Here is a 21,624-nt window from a genome sequence, read left to right on the forward strand (position 1 = left end):
CGGCAGAGAACGATCTGCTCCGGCACAACGCTGCGTTGTGCCGGCTACTTCTTGCGGATGCCGGAGACCAGGGCGAAAACGGTGTCCAGGATCGGGGTCGGGGTGAGTGAGGTGGCCACCACCTGGATCTTTCCGGCGAGGCCCGGGATGTAGCGGGCCCTGGGGCGCTTCGCGGTGAGAGCCTTTTCGACCTCGTCGACGACCGAGCCGACGGGGGCGGCGATCTTCGGGACCTGCTGGGACATCTTGCGCAGGCCCGCGAGGTGGGCGCTGTAGAGCTCGCGCTGGGCATCGGTGAGGTGGGCGGTGGTGGTGTCGACCATGTCGGTCGCGCCGAACCAGAGGTCGGTGGCGATCGGGCCCGGCTCGATCAGGGACGTGCGGATTCCCCAGGGGCGCAGCTCCACCCGGAGGGCGTCGACCAGGCCCTCGAGGGCGAACTTGGAGGAGTTGTAGGCGCCGGTCCCGGGGGTGGAGATGCGGCCGGACAGCGAGGAGATGAAGACCACGCGGCCGCGGGTGGCGCGCAGGCGCGGCAGGACGGCCTGGGTGACCGCGACCGCACCGAAGACATTGACCTCGAACTGGTTTCGGAGGGCGTCCAGATCGAGGAGCTCGACGGGACCGTCGGCGACGATGCCCGCATTGTTGACCACGGCCGTCAGGTCTGCGGGCAGCACCTCGTCGAGGGCGGCGATGTGGTCCGGATTCGTGACATCGAGGACGACCGGAGTGATGCGGGAGTCCGCCTCGACCAGCGCCTCACCGTCGGAGAGCTTGCGGACGCCGGCGTAGACCTGCCAGTTCTGCTGCGCCAGACGCAGGCAGACGGCCTTGCCGATGCCGCGCGCCGCGCCGGTAACCAACACAGAGTTCATGGAGGTCAGCCTAATTCGGGCCGGCCGAAAGCGGCGTCCGGGAATTGCGGATGCCGTCCGGGGACGGGGGTGCCACCATGTGGCGATGGGGAATGTCCTGATTGCCGGAGACCTGCACGGGAACACCGCGCATGCGCTGGCATTGATCCGGGTCGCGGCGCGGAATGACTGCGAGCGGGTGTTCGCGGTGGGGGACTTCGGGGCGTGGGAGCACATGCACTCGGGGCGGCGGTACTTCGACGTGGTGAACAGGGCGGCCAAGCGCGCCGGGGTCACCGTGTACTTCCTGGACGGGAATCACGACAAGAGCTCGCTGCTGCACGAGCTCTACGACGAGCATCCCGACGGCGAGGGATTCCTGATGTGCCGCAAGCACCTCCGGTACGCCCCGCGCGGGCACCGCTGGACCTGGGACGGCACCAGCTTCGCCGCCTTCGGCGGGGCCCGCTCCACCGACAAGGGCTGGCGGCTGGCCCGGGAGGCCCGCAAGGCCGAGCAGGTCGCCAAGCGGCGCGGCTACGGCTCCTCGAAACGGCCGGAGACCGCGGGCATGCTGTGGTTTCCGGAGGAGGAGATGACCGACGCCGAGCTGACCGGCCTGCTCGATGCCGACAGCTCACCGGTGGACGTCCTGCTCACCCACGACAAACCGCGGGCCGCGCAGCCGAAATGGAATCGCAAGGACAAGTCCGAGTGCTATCCCAACCAGGACCGCATCCAGCGGGTGGTGCGGACGCTGCGGCCCAGCCTGCTGTTCCACGGCCACCTGCACGTCCGCTACACCGACACCATCGCCTCCGGTGACGGGCAGTGGACCCGGATCGAGGGGCTGGCCTGCGACCCGGAAGCCTCGCAGTACCTGGAGTATTCGTCCGAACACTCCTGGTACGTGCTGCAGCTGCCCTACGCCGGAGAGCAGACGGACGGACCGGCCGAGGCCGAACCCCGTTCGCTACCTGCCTGATTCGTCGTAGGAGGAGGTGCCCTCGTCGAGCAGCGGCTCCTCCCCCTTGAAGTGCGCGGGCGCGAAGACGCGCAGCACGTGGTAGCCGGTGATGACGACCAGGGTGCCCAGGGCGATGCCGCTCAGGGTGAAGTTGCCGGTGAACTTCATGCTCACATTGCCGATGCCGATGATCAGGCCCGCGGCGGCGGGCACCAGGTTCAGCGGATTGCGGAGATCGACCCGGGCATTGGTCCAGATCTGCGCGCCCAGCAGGCCGATCATGCCGTACAGAATGACGGTGATCCCGCCCAGCACGCCGCCCGGAATGGCCGCGACGATGGCGCCGAACTTGGGACACAGGCCGAACAGCAGCGCGAAGAACGCGGCGGCCCAGTAGGCGGCCGTGGAGTACACCCGGGTGGCGGCCATGACGCCGATGTTCTCCGAGTAGGTGGTGTTGGGCGGGCCGCCGACCGCGGTGGACAGCATGGAGGCCGCGCCGTCGGCGGCGATGGCGGTGCCGAGTTTGTCGTCCAGATCGGCGCCGGTCATCTCGCCGACCGCCTTCACGTGCCCGGCGTTCTCGGCGACCAGCGCGATCACCACCGGCAGCGCCACCAGCACCGCCGACCACTGGAAGGACGGGGCGTGGAAGCTGGGCAGGCCGAGCCAATCCGCCTTGGCCACACCGGACAGATCCAGCCGCCAGTGATCGGTGACCTTGCCGCTGCCGTCGGCGGAATGGATCTGCCCGAACACCCGGTCCAGCGCCCACGAGAGCCCGTACCCGAACACCAGGCCCAGGAAGATCGCGATGCGCGCGAAGAATCCGCGCAGGCCCACCACGGCCAGCCCGGTGAACAGCATGACCAGCAGCGCGGTCCACTGATCCTGCGGCCAGTAGGTCGAGGCGGTGACCGGGGCCAGGTTGAAGCCGATGAGCATGACCACCGCGCCGGTCACCACCGGTGGCATGGCGGCGTGAATGATGCGCGCGCCGAACCGCTGTACGGCCAGGCCGATCAGGAACAGCACGGCGCCCACCACCAGGCAGGCGCCGGTCACCGTCGCGCTACTGCCGCCCTGCGCCCGGATCACCGCGGCCACACCCACGAACGACAGCGAGCAGCCCAGATAGCTGGGCACCCGGCCGCGAGTCGAGAGCAGGAACAGCACGGTCGCGACGCCCGACATCATGATGGCGAGGTTGGGATCGAGCCCCATCAGCACGGGCGCAACGAAACTCGCGCCGAACATGGCCACCACGTGCTGCGCGCCCAGCCCGAAGGTGCGCGGCCACGACAGCCGCTCGTCCGGCCGCACCACCGCCCCCGGCGCGGGCGAGCGCCCGTCGCCGTGCACCTTCCAGCGGACACCCAGATCCATGAACCGCCCGCTTTCTCCCTGAGGCCCGAAACAAGTCCGCGGCCATCCTAATCCGAGCAAACCCCCAGCTCGCGGCGCGCTCCCCGCCGGGCCCGCAGAGCCCGGCCGATGCGGTGCCAGGCCGCCTGGCCGGGCCGGTGGGCTGTCTTCACCGCTCTGGGCAACGTCCCGCAACCCGCCGGGCGCGCGGGTACACCGATCGGTTCAGGGCAGGCCGTATCGGTGCCGGACGGCGGCGGGCAGGGCGTACGGGTTCGGGGCATCCACTTGCGAAGCGGCCGAGTCATCGTGCGGCGCAGCAGTTTTCGACGACTCCGGGACCGGCCGCATCAACAGACGCCAGGCGGTCGCCACCGCGGGATCGGCGGTGAGTTCACCTCGCAGGCGATCGGCACATTCGAGCGCGTGCGCGAGCGCCTGTTCGTGAGCATGCGAAATCGCCTGTGCCATCCGCGAATCCGGTAGCTCCAGGGCGGTGATGCGGCCGTCCGGGGCGACCACGATCCGCACCCCGTCCACGTCGGCGCGAGCCCGCACGCCGTCGATGGCGTCCTGTACCCGCCGGGCCTTGCGGGCTATCTCCTCGAACCGGCCCTCCACCGATCTCGACATGCACGCAGTGTAGGAATATCGGCCGAAATGCCGTGGCATCCCGCCAACTTCGCGCGCCCTGCGGAGTCAGGGCTGGACGCGGATCTGCTGCATCATGTCGTGGTCGGCATGGTCGAGGTTGTGGCAGTGCCACACATAGCCGTGGATCTCCGGGGTGTCCGCCATCCCGCCCGCCATGCCGGCACCGGTGGGCGCCATGGCCTCCGCGCCGGGCGGCACGGGGACCACCGCATCGGGATCGAAGCCGAGCTCCTCGACCGCCGGCCACTTCACCAGGATCCGGGTGATGGTGTCGGTCGGGCACTCGATGGTGTCCTTCCACCCGGCCTCCCAGGGCGGCGGCCCCTGCTGAGGCCCGATGGCGAACCGGTCGGCCGAGGGCGCCCAGCGGGTACCGAACGCCGGCGGGTAGTTGGCGAGGAAGTAGGCCGAGGTGAGCATGGGCTGGCGGCCGATCACCCGCATCCGGGCCAGGTGCAGGTGGATGGGGTGGTCGAACGGGGTGGTGTTGACGATGTCCCACTGTTCCACCGTCCCGGCCCGCGCGGTATCGATGTCCGAGCTCAGGAAGGGCAGATTGTTCAGCGACATCATGGTCGGGAAGACCGCCGCGGCCCGGGAATCGTCATTGAGACCTAGTAGCGTCACCGTGCGCACCGAGCCCGGCCGGTGGGTGGGTTCCAGCGGTTCCGGCAGGCCGGGGCCGCCCCGCAGCAGTCGCGGGATGTCGTGGGCCGGACCGTCGCCCGCGCCGGTGAAGCGCATGATGGGCCGTAGCGCGGGGGCCATGAACACGGCATTGCCGAAATCGTTTTCGGCGGTATTGATCAGGTCGACGGCCTCGCCGTCCCCGAGGCCGCTGAAATCGATGAGCAGGTCCACCCGTTCACCGGGGCTCACCCGGATCGACGGTGTCGGCACCGGCCGGTCCAGCAGGCCCAGATCCCCGCCGATCGCGAAGAACAGCATGCCATTGGAGAACTCGAAGATGTAGGGCCGCGAGTTGGAGCCGTTGAGCAGCCGGAACCGGTATACGGTGCGCCGGACCTCGAGCCGCGGCCACACCACTCCGTTCACGCAGCACACGTCCCCCAGCTGCCCGGATTGGTTGTAGCCCTGGGGAATATAGGTGGCCACCATGGGTTGCAGGCTGCCGTCGGCATTGAAGGTCCGGTCCTGCACGATGAGCGGGATCTCGAACTCGCCGCTGGGCAGGCCGATCGGGTTGTCGTCGCGGCCGGTGTCGAATTCGTCGCGCAGGTAATACATTCCGGCCAGCCCCGCCTGGATGTTCAACCTGGTGATCCCCATGGCGTGGTCGTGGTACCAGAGAGTCGCGGCCTCCTGCCGGTTGCCGTACGCGAAGCTGGGTCCGCCGCCATTGCGCCAACCGATGAGCGGATGTCCGTCGGAGTCGGGGGAATTCGCGCCGCCGTGCAGGTGCACGGTGAAGCGCGGATCGGTGCGGTCCAACTCGGTGACGCCGTGCATGGTCAGGTCCACATGCTGGGCCAGCACATGGGTGCCCAGCTCATTGCGAAAACTGATACGCGCCACCTGATCCCGATGCGCTTCCAGATTCGGCCCGAGCACCGGCTGCCCGAAGCCCCAGCTGCGGGTCTCCGGCAGTTCCCGGTGATAGCGGTGAGTTCCCGAGATGGCCGCCAACTCCCCTGCGGCCCGCCGTGTTTCAGGAATGGGCAGGTCGTCGACGAACGGCTGCAGCGCGGGCGAATGGTAGTTGAACGGCGTGAACGTCGGCGGAGGCAGCGGGGGCAGCGGCACGGGCGGCGGGGGTAGGGGGACCGGATCGGCGGTCGCAGCAGCCATGTAGCCCATGCCCGCTAAACCGAAGGCCCCCAGGAGGAAACCTCTTCTCGGCAGGTACTCCTCCATCACAGTCCCACCCCGGACAACTACGCCTTCAACCGGTCTGTCGTCCGACGATAGCGAACATTGCCGGGCCCCGGACGCGAAAGCGGCGCGGCTCCGCCTCTCCGCGCCGCGAAACTCGGTGTGCCGCTTCCGAAAAGCCGTACCTGGATTAGCCCAGGCGCTCGATGATGGTGACGTTGGCGGTGCCGCCGCCCTCACAGATGGTGAGCAGACCGTAGCGGCCGTTCACCCGCTCCAGCTCGTTGAGCAGGGAGGCGAACAGCTTGGCGCCGGTCGCGCCCAGCGGGTGGCCCAGCGCGATGGCGCCGCCGTTGACATTGACCTTGTCGGGGTTGGCGCCGGTCTCCTTGATCCAGGCCAGCACCACCGAGGCGAAGGCCTCGTTGATCTCGATGACGTCCATGTCGTCGATGGTCAGACCGGTCTTCTCCAGGGCCCACCTGGTGGCCGGGATGGGCGCGGTCAGCATGTAGATCGGGTCCGCACCGCGCGCGCTCACGTGGTGGATGCGCGCCCGCGGGGTGAGCCCGTACTCCTGGACCGCCCAGTCCGAGGCCAGCAGGGTGGCGCTGGAGCCGTCGGAGATCTGGCTGGCCAGGGCCGCGGTGATGCGGCTGCCCTCGGCCAGCGGCTGCAGCCCGGCCATCTTCTCCAGGGTGGTCTCGCGCGGGCACTCGTCGATCCAGAAGTCGCCCACCGGCACGATCTCGCGGTCGAACTTGCCGTCCACGATGGCCTTGCGGGCGCGGTCGTTGCTGCGCAGCGCCCACTCCTCCATGTCGCGGCGGGAGATGTCCCACTTCTCCGCGATCATGGTGGCCGAATTGAACTGCGACACTTCACCGGTGCCGTAGCGGTGGTCCCAGCCCTGCGCGCCGACGAACGGCGAGTCGAAGCCGTAGGCCTGCCCGGCCAGCATGGCCGCGGAGATCGGGATGGCGCTCATGTTCTGCACGCCGCCGGCCACGATCACCTCGGCGGTGCCGGACATGATGGCCTGGGCGCCGAAGGTGATGGCCTGCTGCGAGGAACCGCACTGCCGGTCCACCGTCACGCCCGGCACCGACTCGGGGTAGCCCGCGGCCAGCCACGAGGTGCGCGCGATGTTTCCGGCCTGCGGGCCGATGGTGTCGCAGCAGCCGAACACCACGTCGTCCACCGCGGCCGGGTCCAGGCTGGTGCGCTCGATGAGCCCCTTGATGGCGGCGGCGCCCAGATCGGCCGGGTGCACGGCGGCCAGTGAGCCGCCCCGCTTGCCGACCGGCGTGCGCACGGCGTCGATCACATACGCCTCACGCATCGGCGAATACTGACGGCGGGACGGTGCTGACATGGGGAACTCCTACTGGCTGCTGCGGTGAAGTTGTCGCTGAGAGTTGGTTATGTGCGCTTCTCGGGGCTGGTGAGCCCGTCGAGCACGATGGTCAGGTACTGCTTGGCGAGGTTGTCGACGGTGATCCGGCCACCGGGCTGGTACCAGCGCACCGACACCCAGACGGTGTCGCGCAGGAACCGGTAGGCCAGTTCGATGTCCATCTCGGGCCGGAAGCTGCCGTCGGCGACGCCGTTGGTCAGCACCTGGTGCCAGAGCTCACGGAACTCGCTGTTGTATTTCGCGATGTAGTCGAATCGCGGTGTGCCGCTGAGTCGTTTGGCCTCGGCCTGGTAGATCGCGACGGCCGCGTGGAACCGGTCGAAGGATTCGTAGGAAGCGATGACCAGAGCTTCCAGCGTGTCGCGGGCGGGGACGCCGGCCGCCACGATTTCGCGGTAGCGACCGAAGAGGTCGTCGAGGAACCCGCGCAGGATTTCGTCCACCATGGCTTCTTTGGAATCGAAGTGGTGGTAGAGACTCCCGGATAGAATCCCCGCCGCGTCGGCAATGTCGCGAACCGTGGTGGCGCGCAGGCCCCGTTCCGCGAACAGATTCGCGGCCAGGCCGAGCAGCTCGGTGCGACGTGCTGATTTGGAGGGGTCAGGTTGGGTCACCCCGTCAATATACAACCAAGCATTTGCTTGGTCCACCTGCCTCCCGTTCAGCGCATCGAATACCGCAGCGGCGACGAGACCGACAGGTCGGCCAGCAGGCGATCGCAGATGACCACGGGTGACACCCCCGCCCGCGCCATCCGCGCCACCAGCGCCAACCGCCGTTCGGGACTGTCCCATTCGACGGTCAGCGGCTCCCGGCCCGGCCCGGCGTCCACGGTGGCCATGACCCGCGGCGGGATGCCGTCGCGACCGGGTTCCTCGATGAGCTTGAGGACCATCCCCCGCTGCCAGGCCCGATAGGTCTCCATATCGGCGCCCACCACCAATTTGTCCGTGGCAGCGCACAATCCCTGCGCGATACCGTCGGTGAAGGCGGCATGGTCGTAGCGCAGGCGGCGGCAGTTGCGCACCACCTCCAGCAGATCGGCCCGGACCTCGCAGAGCAGGGCCGTCCTTTTCCGGCGACGCTGATCCGCCTCGGTGTCGGAAAACCCGATCCGGGACAGGCCGATGCGGCGGGCGCGCTCCCGATCACGAACCATGTCCCGCCGCAACGCGCCCCGCGGGTCGCGTGTCACGTCGGTTTCGTCCACGGCGTGTTGTTCCAGGATCTGCGCCGCCCGCATGGCGGTGGCGCACTCGGAGTCGTGATCCAGTAATTCCGCACCCAAAGTCAGTGCGGCCAGAACGACATTGTCGAGTCTTCGGCGCGCTAGAACGACCTCACGCACCAGCTCGAGTTCCAATTCCTCGTGGGCCTGTTCTGGGGCTGCTTGTTGTCGGCGATCCGGACCCATGGGTCGTGCCCTTCGACTAGCGGTACCGGCCTAAACCAGGATTGCACAACCGCCCCCTCGACGCGCCAGCCATTTTTCGCCCCCGATAAAACGGGCACTGCCGCGCCCCCTGAGGGACGCGGCAGTCAGAAAAGCTGCGACCGTACGGCACAGCATTTCGTGCCGGCCGAACGCACGAATTCGGCCGCGCAGGCGAGTAATACGAATTACGCGCGCTGGCTGGAAATGGAGACCACCTCGCCGGTCAGGTAGGTGGTGTAGTCGCTGGCGAGCATGGCGATGGTGGCGGCCACCTCCCACGGCTCGGCGGCGCGGCCGAAGGCCTCGCCCGCGGCCAGGCGGTCGAGCAGGTCGGCCGAGGTGACCTTGTCCAGGAAGGCGTGGCGGGCGATGGAGGGGGCCACCGCGTTGATGCGCACGCCGAACTCGGCGGCCTCGACCGCGCTGCAGCGGGTCAGCGCCATGACGCCGGCCTTGGCGGCGGCGTAATGGGCCTGGCCGTGCTGGGCGCGCCAGCCCAGGACCGAGGCATTGTTGACGATGACGCCGCCGTGGCCGGCCTCGCGGAAGTACTTGAGCACCGCACGAGTTGCGCGGAAGGTCCCGTTCAGCGTGATGTCGAGGACCTTGTCCCACTGCTCGTCGGTCATGTCCACGACCGGCACCTCACCACCGAGGCCCGCATTGTTGACCATGATGTCGATCCGGCCCAGCGCCGCGACGGCACCGGCGACCAGCGCGTCCACCTGCTCGGTCGAGCTGACGTCACAGGGCACGGAAGCGATTCGGCGGTCCGGGAATTCGGCCTGCAGCGCCTGCTCGGTCTCCTTCAGGCGACGCTCGTGCCAGTCGGAGATCACCACGTCCGCGCCCTCGGAGAGCAGGCGGCGCGCGGTGGCCGATCCGATGCCGGTGCCCGCGGCGGCGGTCACCACCGCGATCTTGCCCGCGAGCAGGTTGTGGCCGGGGGTGATGTCGGGAGCGGTGGACAAATCGGTCACGGTCGAGCCTCTCGGGGAAGTCCGAGCACGCGCTCGGAGATGATATTGCGCTGCACTTCGTTCGAACCGCCGTAGATGGTGTCCGCACGGGTGAAGAGGAACATGCGCTGCCAGGCATTGAGGTCATCGCCCGGGCCGTCGGCGATCAGGCCGGGCGCGCCGAGCACGTCCATGGCCAGTTCACCCAGGCCGCGATGCCAATTGGCCCACAGCAGCTTGGTCACCGAGGCCTGCCCGGCGGCGGTGCGGGCATCCACGGAGGCTCCGTCGTGGCCGGACTCCAGGGTGCGCAGCACGTGCGCGCGCAGCACCCGCAGGCCGACCCACGCCTTGTCGAAACGGTCTGCGAGGACCGGGTTCTCGATCGCCCCGTTCTCCCGGGCCACGGCCTCGAGGTCGGCGAGTTCGCGCGCGTAGCGGATCTGCTGGCCAACGGTGGAGATGCCGCGCTCGAAGGTGAGCGTGCCCATGGCGACCTTCCAGCCGTCGCCGGGCTGTCCGACCACCAGATCGGCGGCGGTGCGGGCATTGTCGAAGAAGACCTCGTTGAATTCCGCGGTCCCGGTGAGCTGGATGATGGGCCGCACCTCGACGCCCGGCTGCTTCATGGGGACGAGCAGGTAGGACAGACCGTGGTGGCGGGTCGAGCCCTTCTCGGTGCGGGCGACCACGAAGCACCAGTCGGACAGGTGCGCCAGCGAGGTCCAGATCTTCTGGCCGTTGATCACCCATTCGTCGCCCTCGAGCTGGGCGGAGGTGGTGACGGCGGCCAGGTCCGAGCCCGCGCCCGGCTCCGAATAGCCCTGGCACCACAGCTCGGTGACATTGCGGATGCCCGGCAGGAAGCGCTTCTTCTGCTCCTCGGTGCCGAAGGCGATGACCGTGGGTCCGAGCAGTTCCTCGCCGAGGTGCGAAACCCGGCTCGGGGCATCGGCTTTGGCGTATTCCTCGTGGAAGATGACCTGCTGGCGCAGGGTGGCGTCGCGGCCGCCCCACTCCTTGGGCCAGCCCAGGCAGGTCAGGCCGGCGGCGGCGAGGGCGCGATCCCATTCGAGCCGCTCCTCGAAGGCCTCGTGCTCGCGCCCGGGACCACCCAGACCGCGCAGCTCGCGGAACTGGCCGTTCAGGTTCTCGGCCAGCCATTCGCGCACCTCAGCACGGAATTCGGCGTCCTCGGGGGGCTCAATCCCGCTGGCCGGTTCGGGGGTCTGGATCATGCTCACGTCGGTAGAGTAACCTACCAAGCACTTGCTTTGTTAGACCCATTCCCGGACAGCGAGGAAGCCCTGTGACATCTCCTCCGCAGACCACACCGCTCGCTCTGCACGCGGCCGCGCACGCCTACGGTGACGCGCCCGCTGTCGGCGACGGTGCCGTGCGACTGAGCTGGTCGCAACTGCTGGACTCGGTGCGTGAGACCGCGCGTGCGCTGCTGGCGCGCGGCATTCAGCGCGGCGACCGCATCGGCATCTGGGCGCCCAACACGCATCACTGGGTGACCGCGGTGCTGGCGAGCCACTACGTGGGTGCGGCGATCGTTCCGCTCAATACCCGGTACGTGGCCGCCGAGGCGGCGGATGTGCTGTCGCGGGTGCATGCCAAGGCGCTGTTCATCACGGGCGAATTCCTGGGGCGCGACCGGCTGACCGAACTGCGGACCGCCGCACCGGAACTGGGCATCGAGACCACCATCGTGATCCCCGTCGAGGGCGAGGCCCCCGTCGAGGACGCCATCGTCTGGTCGGAACTGGGCAAGGTGGCCGAGGCGGTGAGCCTCGAGCAGGTCATCGCCCGCGCGGAATCGGTATCGCCGAACGATCTTTCGGACATCCTGTTCACCTCCGGCACCACCGGGCGCAGCAAGGGCGTGCTCATCGCGCACCACCAGGTGCTGAGCAGCGCCCGGGCCTGGGCCGACTGCGCGACGCTGAACAACACCGACCGCTATCTGATCGTGCCGCCGTTCTTCCACAGCTTCGGGTACAAGGCGGGCATCATCACCAGCCTGGTCACCGGGGCGACCATGATTCCGCAGGCCGTGTTCGACGTGCGGGAGACCATGCGGCTCATCCAGGGCGAGCGCATCACCGTGCTGACCGGTCCGCCGACCATCCACCAGACCATCCTCGACCACCCGGAGCGTGACGGGGCGGACCTGTCCAGCCTGCGCGTCGCGGTCACCGGCGCGGCCACCGTGCCGGTCGTGCTCATCGAAAGAATGCGCAGCGAGCTCGATTTCGAGGTGGTGCTGACCGCGTACGGGCAGACCGAATCCGGCGGGTTCGGCACCATGTGCCGGCCCGAGGACTCCAGCGAGACCATCGCCAATACCTGCGGGCGCACCATCGACGGCTTCGAGATGAAGCTCGCCGACAATGGCGAACTGCTGCTGCGCAGCGACCAGGTGATGCGCGGCTACCTCGACGATCCGCAGGCCACGGCCGCGACCGTCGACGCCGACGGCTGGCTGCACACCGGTGACGTCGCCGTCATCGACGACCGCGGCTACATGAAGGTCACCGACCGGCTCAAGGACATGTACATCTCCGGCGGCTTCAATGTGTATCCCGCCGAAGTGGAACAGACCATGGCCCGGCTCGACGGTGTCGCCGAGACCGCGGTCATCGGCGTGCCGGACGAGCGCATGGGCGAGGTCGGCAAGGTGTTCGTGGTGCGCCGGTCCGGCTCGGAGCTGACCGCCGACGACGTGCAGGCCTACGCCAAGGCGCAGCTGGCCAACTTCAAGGTGCCCAGGTACGTGGAATTCCGCGACGAGCTGCCCTACAACGCCGCCGGAAAGGTTCTCAAGCGGCAACTACGTGAGGAGACCGCATGAGTCAGGAACTCGGACCCATCCCGGACGAGGGCGAGGTCGTCCGCTACGAGAAGCGGGGGCCGATCGCGGTCGTCACGCTGAACCGGCCGGATTACCGCAATGCGCAGAACTCGGTCATGACCTACGCCCTCGATGCCGCCTTCGTGCGGGCCGTCGAGGATCCGGAGGTCAAGGTGATCGTGCTGGGCGGCGCCGGAAAGCATTTCAGCGCGGGCCACGACATCGGCACGCCGGGCCGCGACCACCACATCAAGTACGAGAACAAGGCCGCGCTGTGGTGGGACCACACCGATCGCCCGGGCGGCGATCAGCGCTTCGCCCGCGAGTCCGAGGTCTACCTGGGCATGTGCCGCCGCTGGCGGGAGATCCCCAAGCCGACCATCGCCATGGTGCAGGGCGCGTGCATCGCCGGTGCGCTCATGCTGGCCTGGTCCTGCGACATGATCGTGGCCTCCGAGGACGCGTTCTTCTCCGATCCGGTTGTCCGCATGGGCATTCCGGGCGTCGAGTACTTCGCGCACCCGTGGGTGCTGGGGCCGCGCCGCGCCAAGGAGATCCTGTTCACCGGCGAACGTTTCACCGCCGCACAGGCTTACGAGTGGGGCATGGTCAATCGTGTCGTCCCGCGCTCGGATCTGGAGACCGAAACCTTCGCGCTGGCCGACAAGATCGCGGAGATGCCGCAGTTCGGGCTGGCGCTGACCAAGAAGGCCGTCAACCAGTGTGAGGACCTGATGGGCATGCGGGCCGGCATGGACTCGGTGTTCGGGCTGCACCACTTCGCGCACGCCCACAATGCCGAGGTCGGCGCGGACTCGCTGGGCGGGATGAACGCCAAGTCCATGAAGGCCGCCGCGACCGACGCCGCTGCCGGCCGCGAAACAGAATCCGCCAACAACGACGGGGCGAAATAAGTGGATCTCGAATTCGACGCCAAGACAGAGGAGTTCCGCGCCGAGGTGCGCGAGTTCCTGGCGGCCAATGTGCCCGCCACTCCCCTGCCCTCCATGGACACCAAGGAGGGCTTCGAGGCGCACCGCGCGTGGGAGGCCGAACTCGCCGAGGCCCGCCTGTCGTGTGTGGCCTGGCCCGCCGAGTACGGCGGCCGCGACGCCTCGCTGACCGAGTGGGTCATCTTCGAGGAGGAGTACTACGCCGCGGGCGCGCCGGGCCGCGTCTCGCAGAACGGCATCTTCCTGCTCGCGCCGACCCTGTTCGAGCACGGCTCGCCGGAGCAGCTGGCCCGCATCCTGCCGAGAATGGCGCGCGCCGACGACATCTGGGCGCAGGCGTGGTCCGAGCCGGAGGCCGGCTCCGACCTGGCGGGCATCCGCTCCACCGCCAAGCGCACCGAGGGCGGCTGGCTGCTCAACGGCCAGAAGACCTGGAGTTCGCGAGCCTCGTTCGCGGACTGGGGTTTCGGCCTGTTCCGCAGCGATCCGGAGGCCGAGCGCCACCGCGGCCTGACCTACCTGATGTTCCCGCTCACCGCGGAAGGCATTACGGTGCGGCCGATTCCGCAGCTGGACGGCGAGCCGGGCTTCGCGGAGATCTTCCTGGACAACGTGTTCGTGCCGGATGCGGACGTGATCGGCGAGCCGAACAACGGCTGGAAGGTCGCCATGGCCACCTCCAGCAACGAGCGCGGCCTGTCGCTGCGTTCGCCGGGCCGGTTCAATGCCACCGCCAACAAGCTCATCGAGCTGTGGCGGGGCGCGGCCGCCGAGTCCGACACCGCCCTCGCCGACCGCGTGGTCGACGCCTGGGTGGGCGCGGAGGCGTACCGCCTCAACACCTGGGCCACCGTGACCCGGCTGGCCGAGGGCGGTCAGCTCGGCGCGGAATCCTCGGTGAACAAGGTGTTCTGGTCGGATCTGGACATCGCCATGCACGAGACCGCGCTCGATCTGCACGGCGCGGCCGCGGAACAGGAATCGGCCTGGACGGACGGCTACCTGTTCTCGCTGGCGGGCCCGATCTACGCCGGTACCAACGAGATCCAGCGCAATATCATCGCCGAACGCCTGCTCGGCCTGCCGCGATAGCCACCCGGAGGACGACGACATGCGATTCGCATTGACCGCAGAACAGAACGATTTCGCCGCCAGCCTGCGCAAGATGAGCGAGGCCGCCAAGACTCCCGGCGTCGTCCGGGCATGGGGCGCGGGCGATTCCGCCGCTGGGCGCGCACTCATCGGCCAGCTGGCCGAGGCGGGCGCGCTGGGCCTGACCGTCTCCGAGGAGAACGGCGGCTTCGGCGCGGGCCCGGTCGAGATGATCGTGGCCTTCACCGAGATCGGCCGGGCCGCGGTGCCGGGCCCGCTGGTGGAGACCGCCGCCGCGATTCCCGCACTGCTGCAGGCGCTTCCGGACTCGGCGCTCGCCGCCGAGCGGCTGCCCGAGCTGGCCGAGGGCGCGAAGCTGGGCACCCTCGCGGTGACCGCCACGGCCGGCGCGAATGCGGGCCGGGCCGAGGGCGCGGCCACCGCGCTGGATGCCGACATCGCCGACCTGGTGCTGATCGCGGAGGGCGACCGCATCGCGCTGGCCACCGCCGGTGCGCTGGTGTCGTCGGTCGACGCCGCCCGCCGCCTGTTCACCGTGGCCGCCGGCGAGACCCTGGCCGAGGGCGAAGGCGTCGGTGCCGCCATCGATCTCGCCTTCGACACCGCCGCCCTGGCCGCGGCCGCGCAGCTGCTCGGCGCGGGCCGGGCGCTGCTGGACACCAGCGTCGAGTACGTCAAGCAGCGGCAGCAGTTCGGCACCCCGATCGGGCGCTACCAGGCCATCAAGCACCACGTGGCCAATGCCCACATCGGGCTGGACATGGCGCAGCCGCTGCTCTACCGGGCGGCCCTGACCCTGGAGTCCGGCGCGGACGCGCAGACCCGCGGCCGCGACATCTCCGCGGCCAAGCTGGCCTGCGGCGAGGCCGCCTACCAGGCCGCCCGCATCGCACTGCAGGTGCACGGTGCCATCGGCTACACCGCCGAATGCGATCTGTCGCTGTGGCTGACCAAGGTCACCGCGCTGCGCTCGGCCTGGGGCACCCCGGCCGAACACCGCGCCCGGATCGCCGCCGCTCTCCGCGCCGGAAACGTCGCATGAGCACCCCGGCGGCCGGGGCGCCGAGCACGCCCGGCCGCCGGGCGACACACTCGAATCACTTCTACGACATGGGAGCGAAGGCATGAGCCTCACCGCCGAACAGCAGGAACTCGCGACCACCGTGCGCGCGGTGCTGGCCAAGCACGGGGACAGCGCGGCCATGCGGCGCGGGCTGGAGAGCGAGCGCGGCTACGACGAGCAGCTGTGGAAGCTGTTGTGCGAGCAGGTCGGTGTCGCCGCGCTGGCGATTCCGGAGGAGTTCGGCGGCGTCGGGGTCGGTCTGGTCGAGTCCCTGCTGGTGGTCGAGGAGCTCGGGCGCACGCTGTCCGCGCCGCCCATGCTCGGCTCGGCCGTGCTGGGTGTGCAGGCGCTGCTGCTGGCCGGGAACGCCGAGGCCAATGAGCGGCTGCTGCCGGAGGTCGCCGAGGGTGTCCGCACGCTGGCGCTGTGCTGGGCCGGGCCGCGCGGCTGGGACTCGTTCGGGGTCACCGCCGAGGGCGAAAAGCTCTCGGGCTCGGCGCATTACGTGCTGGACGGCGTGCACGCCGACACCCTGCTGGTACTGACCGCCGCGGGCCTGTTCGAGGTGGACGGCACGGCCGCGGGCGTCACCCGCACCGCGGTCGTCACCCAGGATCCGACCCGCAAGCTGGCGCGCATCGACTTCGACTCGGTCGCGGCCCGTCCGCTGGGCGCGCCGAATGTCGCCCGTCTGCGTGAAATCGCCTGGGCGGCAGTGGTTGCCGAGCAGCTCGGCGCGGCCGAGCAGTGCCTCGACATGACCGTCGAGTACTCCAAGTCCCGTGTGCAGTTCGGTCGCCCGATCGGCAGCTTCCAGGCGCTCAAGCACCGCATGGCCGACATGTACGTGCTGGTCGAGTCGACCCGCTCCATCGCGTACCTGGCCATCGCGGGCCTGGCCGAGGGCGCGGTCGAGGCGGTCGACGTGCAGTCCGCCCGCCTGCATGCCATCGACACCTTCAACTCGGTGGTGTCCGAGACCGTCCAGATGCACGGCGGTATCGCCATCACCTGGGAGCACGACGCGCACCTGTTCTTCAAGCGCGCCCACGCCGACGCCCAGCTCTTCGGCACTCCCGCCCGACCGCTCGCCCGTCCGGCCTAGCGGCGAATCCTGTCCGGCAACGGCCCGTGCGCAGTTCGCTGCGCACGGGCCGTTTGCGTTGTGCGGCATCTCACGCGATCAAATATCGTTAGCCTATGTAATTAGATAGTTAGCTTATGCAACAATCAACGGGTGCAGCTGAGACAGGCAACCGAGCTCACCCCGGAGGACACCGGGCAGCGGCTGGTCGACATCGTCGTCGCCACCTCACGGCTCAACCGCCTGGCCGGAGTACTCGGCGGCATCGATCTTCCGCACGCCGTCATGCGGGCCCTCGGGACCCTCGACGAGTACGGCCCCCTGCGGATCAGCGAGTTCGCTCGCGTCGACCGATGCTCGCAACCGGCAGCAACGGCGCTGATCGGACGGCTGACCGACGCCGGTCTCGCCACGCGGACCAAGGATCCCGACGACTCCAGAGCCGTGGTCGTCGAACTCACGCCCGCGGGACGAGACCGGCTGGCCGCCACCCGGAACCACCTCGGAAACGCACTCGCCGCACGCCTTCCCGACCTCGATCCGGCCCTGCTCACCCGCCTGAGCCGGGACCTGAACGACCTCGCCGAGGCCTTCAAGGCCGCCGGAGCCTGAATCCGGCCCCTCGCAACTCGACCGAAAGCAGCTGCGACTCACCATCATTCGTAGATGAGGACTCTCCCGTGACCACCAGCCCGAGCACCCGTCGGCCACTTCACCTGGCGCGCACCGTTCTTCGGCGTCTCGGTCCTGATGGGGGTCGCGTTCATCGCCCTGGTGGTGCTGCTGCCGGAGTCGCCGAAGCCCGCGAAGCCGACCTCGATCGTCGCGCCGTTCAAGGCCCTCACCTACCCGGGCCTGCTGCTGGTGAGCGTGACCGCACTGCTCTACAACTACGGATTCTTCACCCTGCTCGCGTACACCCCGTTCCCGCTGAACATGGGCACCTATTCGATCGGATTCATCTTCTTCGGCTGGGGTCTGCTGCTCGCCCTGTCCTCGGCGGTCTTCGCCCCGAAACTGCAGCGCGCCTTCGGAACCGTGCCCATGATGGCGCTCGCGCTCGCCCTGTTCGCGGCGGATCTCGCGGCCATGGCGGTATTCACCGACCACAAGCCGGTCCTCATCATCGGCACCGTCCTGGCGGGCCTGTTCCTCGGCGTCAACAACACCCTGATCACCGAGGCCGTCATGGAGGCCGCCCCGTCGAACGCTCCACCACCTCGGCCGCCTACAGCTTCGTCCGCTTCGCCGGCGGCGCCGCCGCCCCCTACCTGGCAGGCAAACTCGGCGAACACCAGGCGTCCCTCCCCTTCTGGGGCGGCGCGGCCTGCACCGCCGCGGTCGCCGTCCTGTGCTCCGGCCGAAAGCTCCTGTCCCACATGGACGATCACGCCCCCGCCGCCCACACCCCGGCGGAGGCCCAGGCCATCACCTTCGGCGAAGACTGATCCGGCCATGCCGCGGACCGCATCCCAAGGGGTGCGGTCCGTTCACATATCCGCACGTCGCCACCCCTGGCGATTACTTTCGACTGTCCGGGTCGTCTGAATATCGACATCGCTACGTCCCGGGGAGCTGCCATGCCGTCGACCGTGTCCGGTGATCTCGATCGCGAGGAATTCCTGCGCGCCGCCGAGTCGTATCGCGGCGAGCTGATCGCGCACTGCTATCGGATGGTCGGCTCGGTGCACGAGGCCGAGGACCTGGTACAGGAAACATATCTGCGAGCCTGGCGGGGTTGGGAGGCATTCGAGGGGCGGGCGTCGACGCGGAACTGGCTGTATCGGATCGCCACCAACCTGTGCCTGACCGCGGTCACGAACAAGCAGCGCCGGGTACTGCCGTCCGGATTGGGGCCCGCCGCGGCGGGATCCGGGGCCAAACTGGAACAGCTGTGGCTGGAACCGTTCCCCGAGCGCTGGCCGGATACGGACCCGGCCGAGATCGTCGCCGGTCGGTCGAGTCTGCGGCTGGCGCTCGTGGCAAGCCTGCAGCATCTGCCGCCACGGCAGCGGGCCGTGTTCATCCTGCGGGAGGTGCTGGCCTACCCGGCCGCGGAGGTCGCCGGCCTGCTCGGCATGAGTCTCGCGGCGACCAAGAGCGCACTACAGCGGGCCCGCGCCAAACTCGACGAGGTATCCCCGCGAGCGGACGCAGTGATCGAACCGGATTCCCCGCACGCGCGGGCCCTGCTGGAGCGCTATATCACCGCGTTCGAGAACGCGGACGTGGCCGGGCTCACCGAGCTGCTGCGCGACGACGCCATTCTCGAATCCACCGCGACGGGCCGCTGGCTGGCGGGCAGGACACACTGCATCGAGCGGCTGCTGATCTGGGCGCGCTCCGGGGAGTACCGGCTGTATCCGGTGATCGCGAACGGGCAGCCCGCCATGGTCGCCTACCGGGGCGAGCACGCGGACCCGGCGCTCACCGCATTCGGCGTGGTGGTGCTGGCCGTCGACGACCGGCACGTCACCCACGTGACCGCCTTCATCGACCCGGGCATGGTGCGCCACTTCGGGTTTCCCGAGGTCGACCCGGGGCACTGAGGGCGGCGATTCCTTTCGCGGGCCGACGTGGTCTCTATCCCGACCACCGCACGAAAGGAATCCTCGTCATGAAACTCAGCCTGTATCTACCGACCGGCACCACCCAGGAATTCGCCGGTTACAGCGACCCGACCGCCGCCTTCGAAGCCCTGCGTGAACTCGCGGTCGCCGCCGACGACTGCGGGTTCCACACCCTGTGGGCCCCGGACCACTTCATACCCTTCGGACCACCCGGGGCCTATGTCTTCGAGGTCTGGACGACACTGTCCGCGCTGGCCCGTGAGACCCGGACCATCCGGCTCGGGCAAATGGTGACCGGCAACGGCTATCGCAATCCGGCGCTGCTCGCGAAAATGGCCTCGACCCTGGACGTCATCTCCGGCGGCCGCTCCACCTTCGGCATCGGCGCGGGCTGGTACGAGCAGGAGTATCAGGCCTTCGGCTACGACTATCCGGCCGCGCCCGAACGGTTGCGGCGGTTGGAGGAGGCGCTGCGAATCATCGCCTCGATGTGGACCGAACCCTCCACCACCTTCGACGGCGACTATTACCGCGCCGACGGTGTCGTGAATCAGCCTGCGGGAGTACAACATCCGCACATTCCGCTGATGGTCGCGGGCGGCGGTGAGAAGGTGACCCTGCGGCTGGTCGCCCGTTATGCCGACCTGTGCAACGTACAGGAGCCGCCGGATGTGGTGGCCCGCAAATTCGAGATCCTGGCCCGGCACTGCGCCGATGTCGGACGCGAATTCTCTTCCATCACAAAGACTTCGACGTCCTACTGCATCATCGCCGACACCGACGAGCAGGCGCGAGCGGCCGTGCCGCCGTGGGCGCCGCTGGTGTTTCCCGGCAACCTCGCCGACTACGGCCTGATCGGCACCCTCGACACCATCGCCGAACGGCTCACCGCCTACGAGAAGGCCGGAGTGGACGAACTCGTCGTCGGCTTCGGCAATGCCCTCGACCCGAACACCCTGCGCACCTTCGCATCCGCGTTCATACAGAAGTGAGGTAGACCCATGTTCCTGCTCACCGGAGTCACCGGCGCGGCCGGTTCCATCGTCCTGCGCGAGTTCGTGAAACAGCAGGTCCCGGTTCGCGTGCTGGTGCGCGACCCCGCCAAGGCCGTGCGGCTCGCCGCGGCGGAACCGACCATAGCGGTCGTGGTCGGCGACATGCTGCACGCCGATACGCTCGAACCCGCCATGGAGGGCGTCGACCGGGCGCTGATGATCTCCTCCCCGCGCGACCGCATGCTGGAAACCCAGTGCCGATTCATCGACGCCGCCAAACAATTCGGGGTGCGGCACATCGTGAAATTCGGCGGCAAGGAATCCGGAACCACCTTCGATCTCACGGCTTTTCGCGGCACCCGCTGGCATTTGGAGATCGAGGCCTATCTGGAGGCTTCCGGCCTCGAATGGACGCATTTGCGTCCCAGCCAGTTCATGCAGATGTACCTGCCGAACGCGCTGACCGGAGTCGACAGCGCCCGCCGCGCGCTGGTCATGCCGATCGGCGCGAGCAGACTGGCCCCGGTCGACATCCAGGACATCGCCGAAGTCTGCGTCGCCATGATGCGGGCCGAGGGCATCGAAGGCCAGGCGTTCGACATGACCGGCCCGGAGGCCCTCACCTCCACCGAGATCGTCGAACAGCTTTCCGCCGCAACGGGAACCACGTTCACCTACGAGCTCGTGACCCGCCGGCGCAAACGCGAGCTGCACGCCGAGCAGGGCCTACCCGGCCCGGTCATCGACCTGCTCGACGAGCTCTACGCCGGCCGCGCCGGATCCCCCGAAGCCCACATCGACGTGTCCACCCACGAACGCTTCGGCGTCACCCCAACCACCTTCGCCGAATTCGCCCGCCGCAACGCCCCGGCATTCACCGCCTGACCTCGGGCCAACCCGATGCGGGCCGTGCCATTCCGGTTCGGTCCGCGTTGGGTTCGACCCCGTACGATCCCGCTCATGAACCAGCCGATGCCGCCGCAACAGCCATACCAGCAGCAGTACCCGCAGCAAGGCCAACAGCCGTATCCCCCGCAGGGCCAGGCCCCCTACCCGCAGCAGGGCCAGCCGCAACCGCAGCAGCAGCCTGGCCCGCAGTTCCCGATCCTGGTCTCCACCATGAACGATGTCCCGGGCCAGGAAATCGTCAAGGTGATCGGCGAGGTCGCAGGCCTGACCGTCCGCAGCCGCGGCCTGGGCGCCAACTTCGCAGCCGGCTTCCGCGCCCTGGGCGGCGGCGAAATCCACGAATACACCCAGCTGCTCTATCAGTCCCGCCATGAGGCGATCATGCGCATGTGCCAACACGCTATCGCCTTCGGCGCCAACGCGGTGATCGCAATGCGCTTCGACTGCAATGAGATTGCCAATACCATGAGCGAAGTTGCGGCCTACGGCACTGCGGTCGTCATCAAGCCCAACCAATAGCCATGGCGTGCCGGCAGTTCACTCAGCCAACCGAGCTGCGCAGCGCCCGCCTTCAACTTGCGGACCTGGATGTA

20 protein-coding genes and 1 pseudogene are annotated in these 21,624 nt (G+C 68.7%); 12 read left to right on the forward strand and 9 right to left on the reverse strand.

Going from position 1 to position 21,624, the window contains the following annotated elements:
- Positions 1 to 44 precede the first annotated feature (44 nt).
- On the reverse strand, positions 45 to 878 hold the full coding sequence (locus ACWEKS_RS01345) for an SDR family oxidoreductase (RefSeq protein ID WP_452338264.1): 834 nt from the start codon (positions 876 to 878) through the stop codon (positions 45 to 47).
- Between the two features lie 85 nt (positions 879 to 963).
- On the opposite strand from ACWEKS_RS01345, the gene ACWEKS_RS01350 reads away from it, so the two are divergent.
- Positions 964 to 1,842, forward strand: coding sequence for a metallophosphoesterase family protein (locus ACWEKS_RS01350; RefSeq protein WP_452338265.1), 879 nt, complete (start codon positions 964 to 966; stop codon positions 1,840 to 1,842).
- Here the strand turns inward: ACWEKS_RS01350 and ACWEKS_RS01355 are convergent.
- From ACWEKS_RS01355 to ACWEKS_RS01390, 8 genes are all read right to left on the reverse strand, one after another.
- The gene (locus ACWEKS_RS01355; RefSeq protein WP_452338266.1) at positions 1,831 to 3,210 is read right to left on the reverse strand and encodes a uracil-xanthine permease family protein; all 1,380 of its coding nucleotides are present in this window, start codon (positions 3,208 to 3,210) and stop codon (positions 1,831 to 1,833) included. The two genes, ACWEKS_RS01350 and ACWEKS_RS01355, sit on opposite strands and share 12 nt — an antisense overlap.
- Before the next feature lie 204 nt (positions 3,211 to 3,414).
- Positions 3,415 to 3,822 (reverse strand): hypothetical protein, encoded by a 408-nt coding sequence (locus ACWEKS_RS01360; protein ID WP_452338267.1) that lies wholly within the window; start codon positions 3,820 to 3,822, stop codon positions 3,415 to 3,417.
- Positions 3,823 to 3,888: 66 nt separating this feature from the next.
- Complete coding sequence (locus ACWEKS_RS01365) at positions 3,889 to 5,652, reverse strand: multicopper oxidase family protein (protein WP_452338268.1); 1,764 nt, start codon at positions 5,650 to 5,652, stop codon at positions 3,889 to 3,891.
- Positions 5,653 to 5,866: 214 nt separating this feature from the next.
- Positions 5,867 to 7,018: an acetyl-CoA C-acetyltransferase gene (locus ACWEKS_RS01370; protein ID WP_364606754.1), complete on the reverse strand. Its 1,152-nt coding sequence runs from the start codon at positions 7,016 to 7,018 to the stop codon at positions 5,867 to 5,869.
- An 80-nt stretch (positions 7,019 to 7,098) separates the two neighbouring features.
- Positions 7,099 to 7,707 carry a TetR/AcrR family transcriptional regulator gene (locus tag ACWEKS_RS01375; protein WP_379383156.1) on the reverse strand — a complete coding sequence of 203 codons (609 nt, stop codon included), beginning with the start codon at positions 7,705 to 7,707 and terminating at the stop codon, positions 7,099 to 7,101.
- 47 nt (positions 7,708 to 7,754) lie between these two features.
- Positions 7,755 to 8,507 carry a hypothetical protein gene (locus ACWEKS_RS01380; protein WP_452338269.1) on the reverse strand — a complete coding sequence of 251 codons (753 nt, stop codon included), beginning with the start codon at positions 8,505 to 8,507 and terminating at the stop codon, positions 7,755 to 7,757.
- A gap of 206 nt (positions 8,508 to 8,713) precedes the next feature.
- On the reverse strand, positions 8,714 to 9,508 hold the full coding sequence (locus tag ACWEKS_RS01385) for an SDR family oxidoreductase (protein WP_452338270.1): 795 nt from the start codon (positions 9,506 to 9,508) through the stop codon (positions 8,714 to 8,716).
- Positions 9,505 to 10,725: an acyl-CoA dehydrogenase family protein gene (locus tag ACWEKS_RS01390; RefSeq protein WP_364606757.1), complete on the reverse strand. Its 1,221-nt coding sequence runs from the start codon at positions 10,723 to 10,725 to the stop codon at positions 9,505 to 9,507. The genes ACWEKS_RS01385 and ACWEKS_RS01390 overlap by 4 nt, the downstream gene beginning before the upstream one ends.
- A gap of 71 nt (positions 10,726 to 10,796) precedes the next feature.
- Between ACWEKS_RS01390 and ACWEKS_RS01395 the strand changes: the two genes are divergently transcribed.
- The 11 genes and pseudogenes from ACWEKS_RS01395 to ACWEKS_RS01445 all read left to right on the forward strand — a co-directional run bounded on the left by ACWEKS_RS01395 (position 10,797) and on the right by ACWEKS_RS01445 (position 21,550).
- Entirely contained in the window at positions 10,797 to 12,344 is a 1,548-nt protein-coding gene (locus ACWEKS_RS01395; protein ID WP_452338271.1) for a FadD3 family acyl-CoA ligase, read from the forward strand.
- Positions 12,341 to 13,258: an enoyl-CoA hydratase gene (locus ACWEKS_RS01400; RefSeq protein WP_452338272.1), complete on the forward strand. Its 918-nt coding sequence runs from the start codon at positions 12,341 to 12,343 to the stop codon at positions 13,256 to 13,258. The genes ACWEKS_RS01395 and ACWEKS_RS01400 overlap by 4 nt, the downstream gene beginning before the upstream one ends.
- Complete coding sequence (locus ACWEKS_RS01405) at positions 13,259 to 14,389, forward strand: acyl-CoA dehydrogenase family protein (protein ID WP_452338273.1); 1,131 nt, start codon at positions 13,259 to 13,261, stop codon at positions 14,387 to 14,389.
- Between the two features lie 19 nt (positions 14,390 to 14,408).
- Positions 14,409 to 15,452: an acyl-CoA dehydrogenase family protein gene (locus ACWEKS_RS01410; RefSeq protein ID WP_452338274.1), complete on the forward strand. Its 1,044-nt coding sequence runs from the start codon at positions 14,409 to 14,411 to the stop codon at positions 15,450 to 15,452.
- Positions 15,453 to 15,534: 82 nt separating this feature from the next.
- Positions 15,535 to 16,578, forward strand: coding sequence for an acyl-CoA dehydrogenase family protein (locus tag ACWEKS_RS01415; RefSeq protein ID WP_452338275.1), 1,044 nt, complete (start codon positions 15,535 to 15,537; stop codon positions 16,576 to 16,578).
- A 132-nt stretch (positions 16,579 to 16,710) separates the two neighbouring features.
- Positions 16,711 to 17,169, forward strand: a complete 459-nt coding sequence (locus ACWEKS_RS01420) for a MarR family winged helix-turn-helix transcriptional regulator (RefSeq protein ID WP_452338276.1) — start codon at positions 16,711 to 16,713, stop codon at positions 17,167 to 17,169.
- 90 nt (positions 17,170 to 17,259) lie between these two features.
- Positions 17,260 to 18,005, forward strand: a pseudogene (locus ACWEKS_RS01425) (MFS transporter); the annotation flags it as partial.
- Between the two features lie 132 nt (positions 18,006 to 18,137).
- On the forward strand, positions 18,138 to 19,106 hold the full coding sequence (locus tag ACWEKS_RS01430) for an RNA polymerase subunit sigma-70 (RefSeq protein ID WP_452338277.1): 969 nt from the start codon (positions 18,138 to 18,140) through the stop codon (positions 19,104 to 19,106).
- A 68-nt stretch (positions 19,107 to 19,174) separates the two neighbouring features.
- On the forward strand, positions 19,175 to 20,119 hold the full coding sequence (locus ACWEKS_RS01435) for an LLM class F420-dependent oxidoreductase (protein WP_452338278.1): 945 nt from the start codon (positions 19,175 to 19,177) through the stop codon (positions 20,117 to 20,119).
- Between the two features lie 9 nt (positions 20,120 to 20,128).
- Positions 20,129 to 21,007, forward strand: a complete 879-nt coding sequence (locus tag ACWEKS_RS01440; protein WP_452338279.1) for an NmrA family NAD(P)-binding protein — start codon at positions 20,129 to 20,131, stop codon at positions 21,005 to 21,007.
- Between the two features lie 75 nt (positions 21,008 to 21,082).
- Positions 21,083 to 21,550, forward strand: coding sequence for a YbjQ family protein (locus tag ACWEKS_RS01445; protein WP_452338280.1), 468 nt, complete (start codon positions 21,083 to 21,085; stop codon positions 21,548 to 21,550).
- Positions 21,551 to 21,624: the final 74 nt, after the last annotated feature.

Source organism: Nocardia sp. NPDC004711 (genome assembly GCF_053601595.1).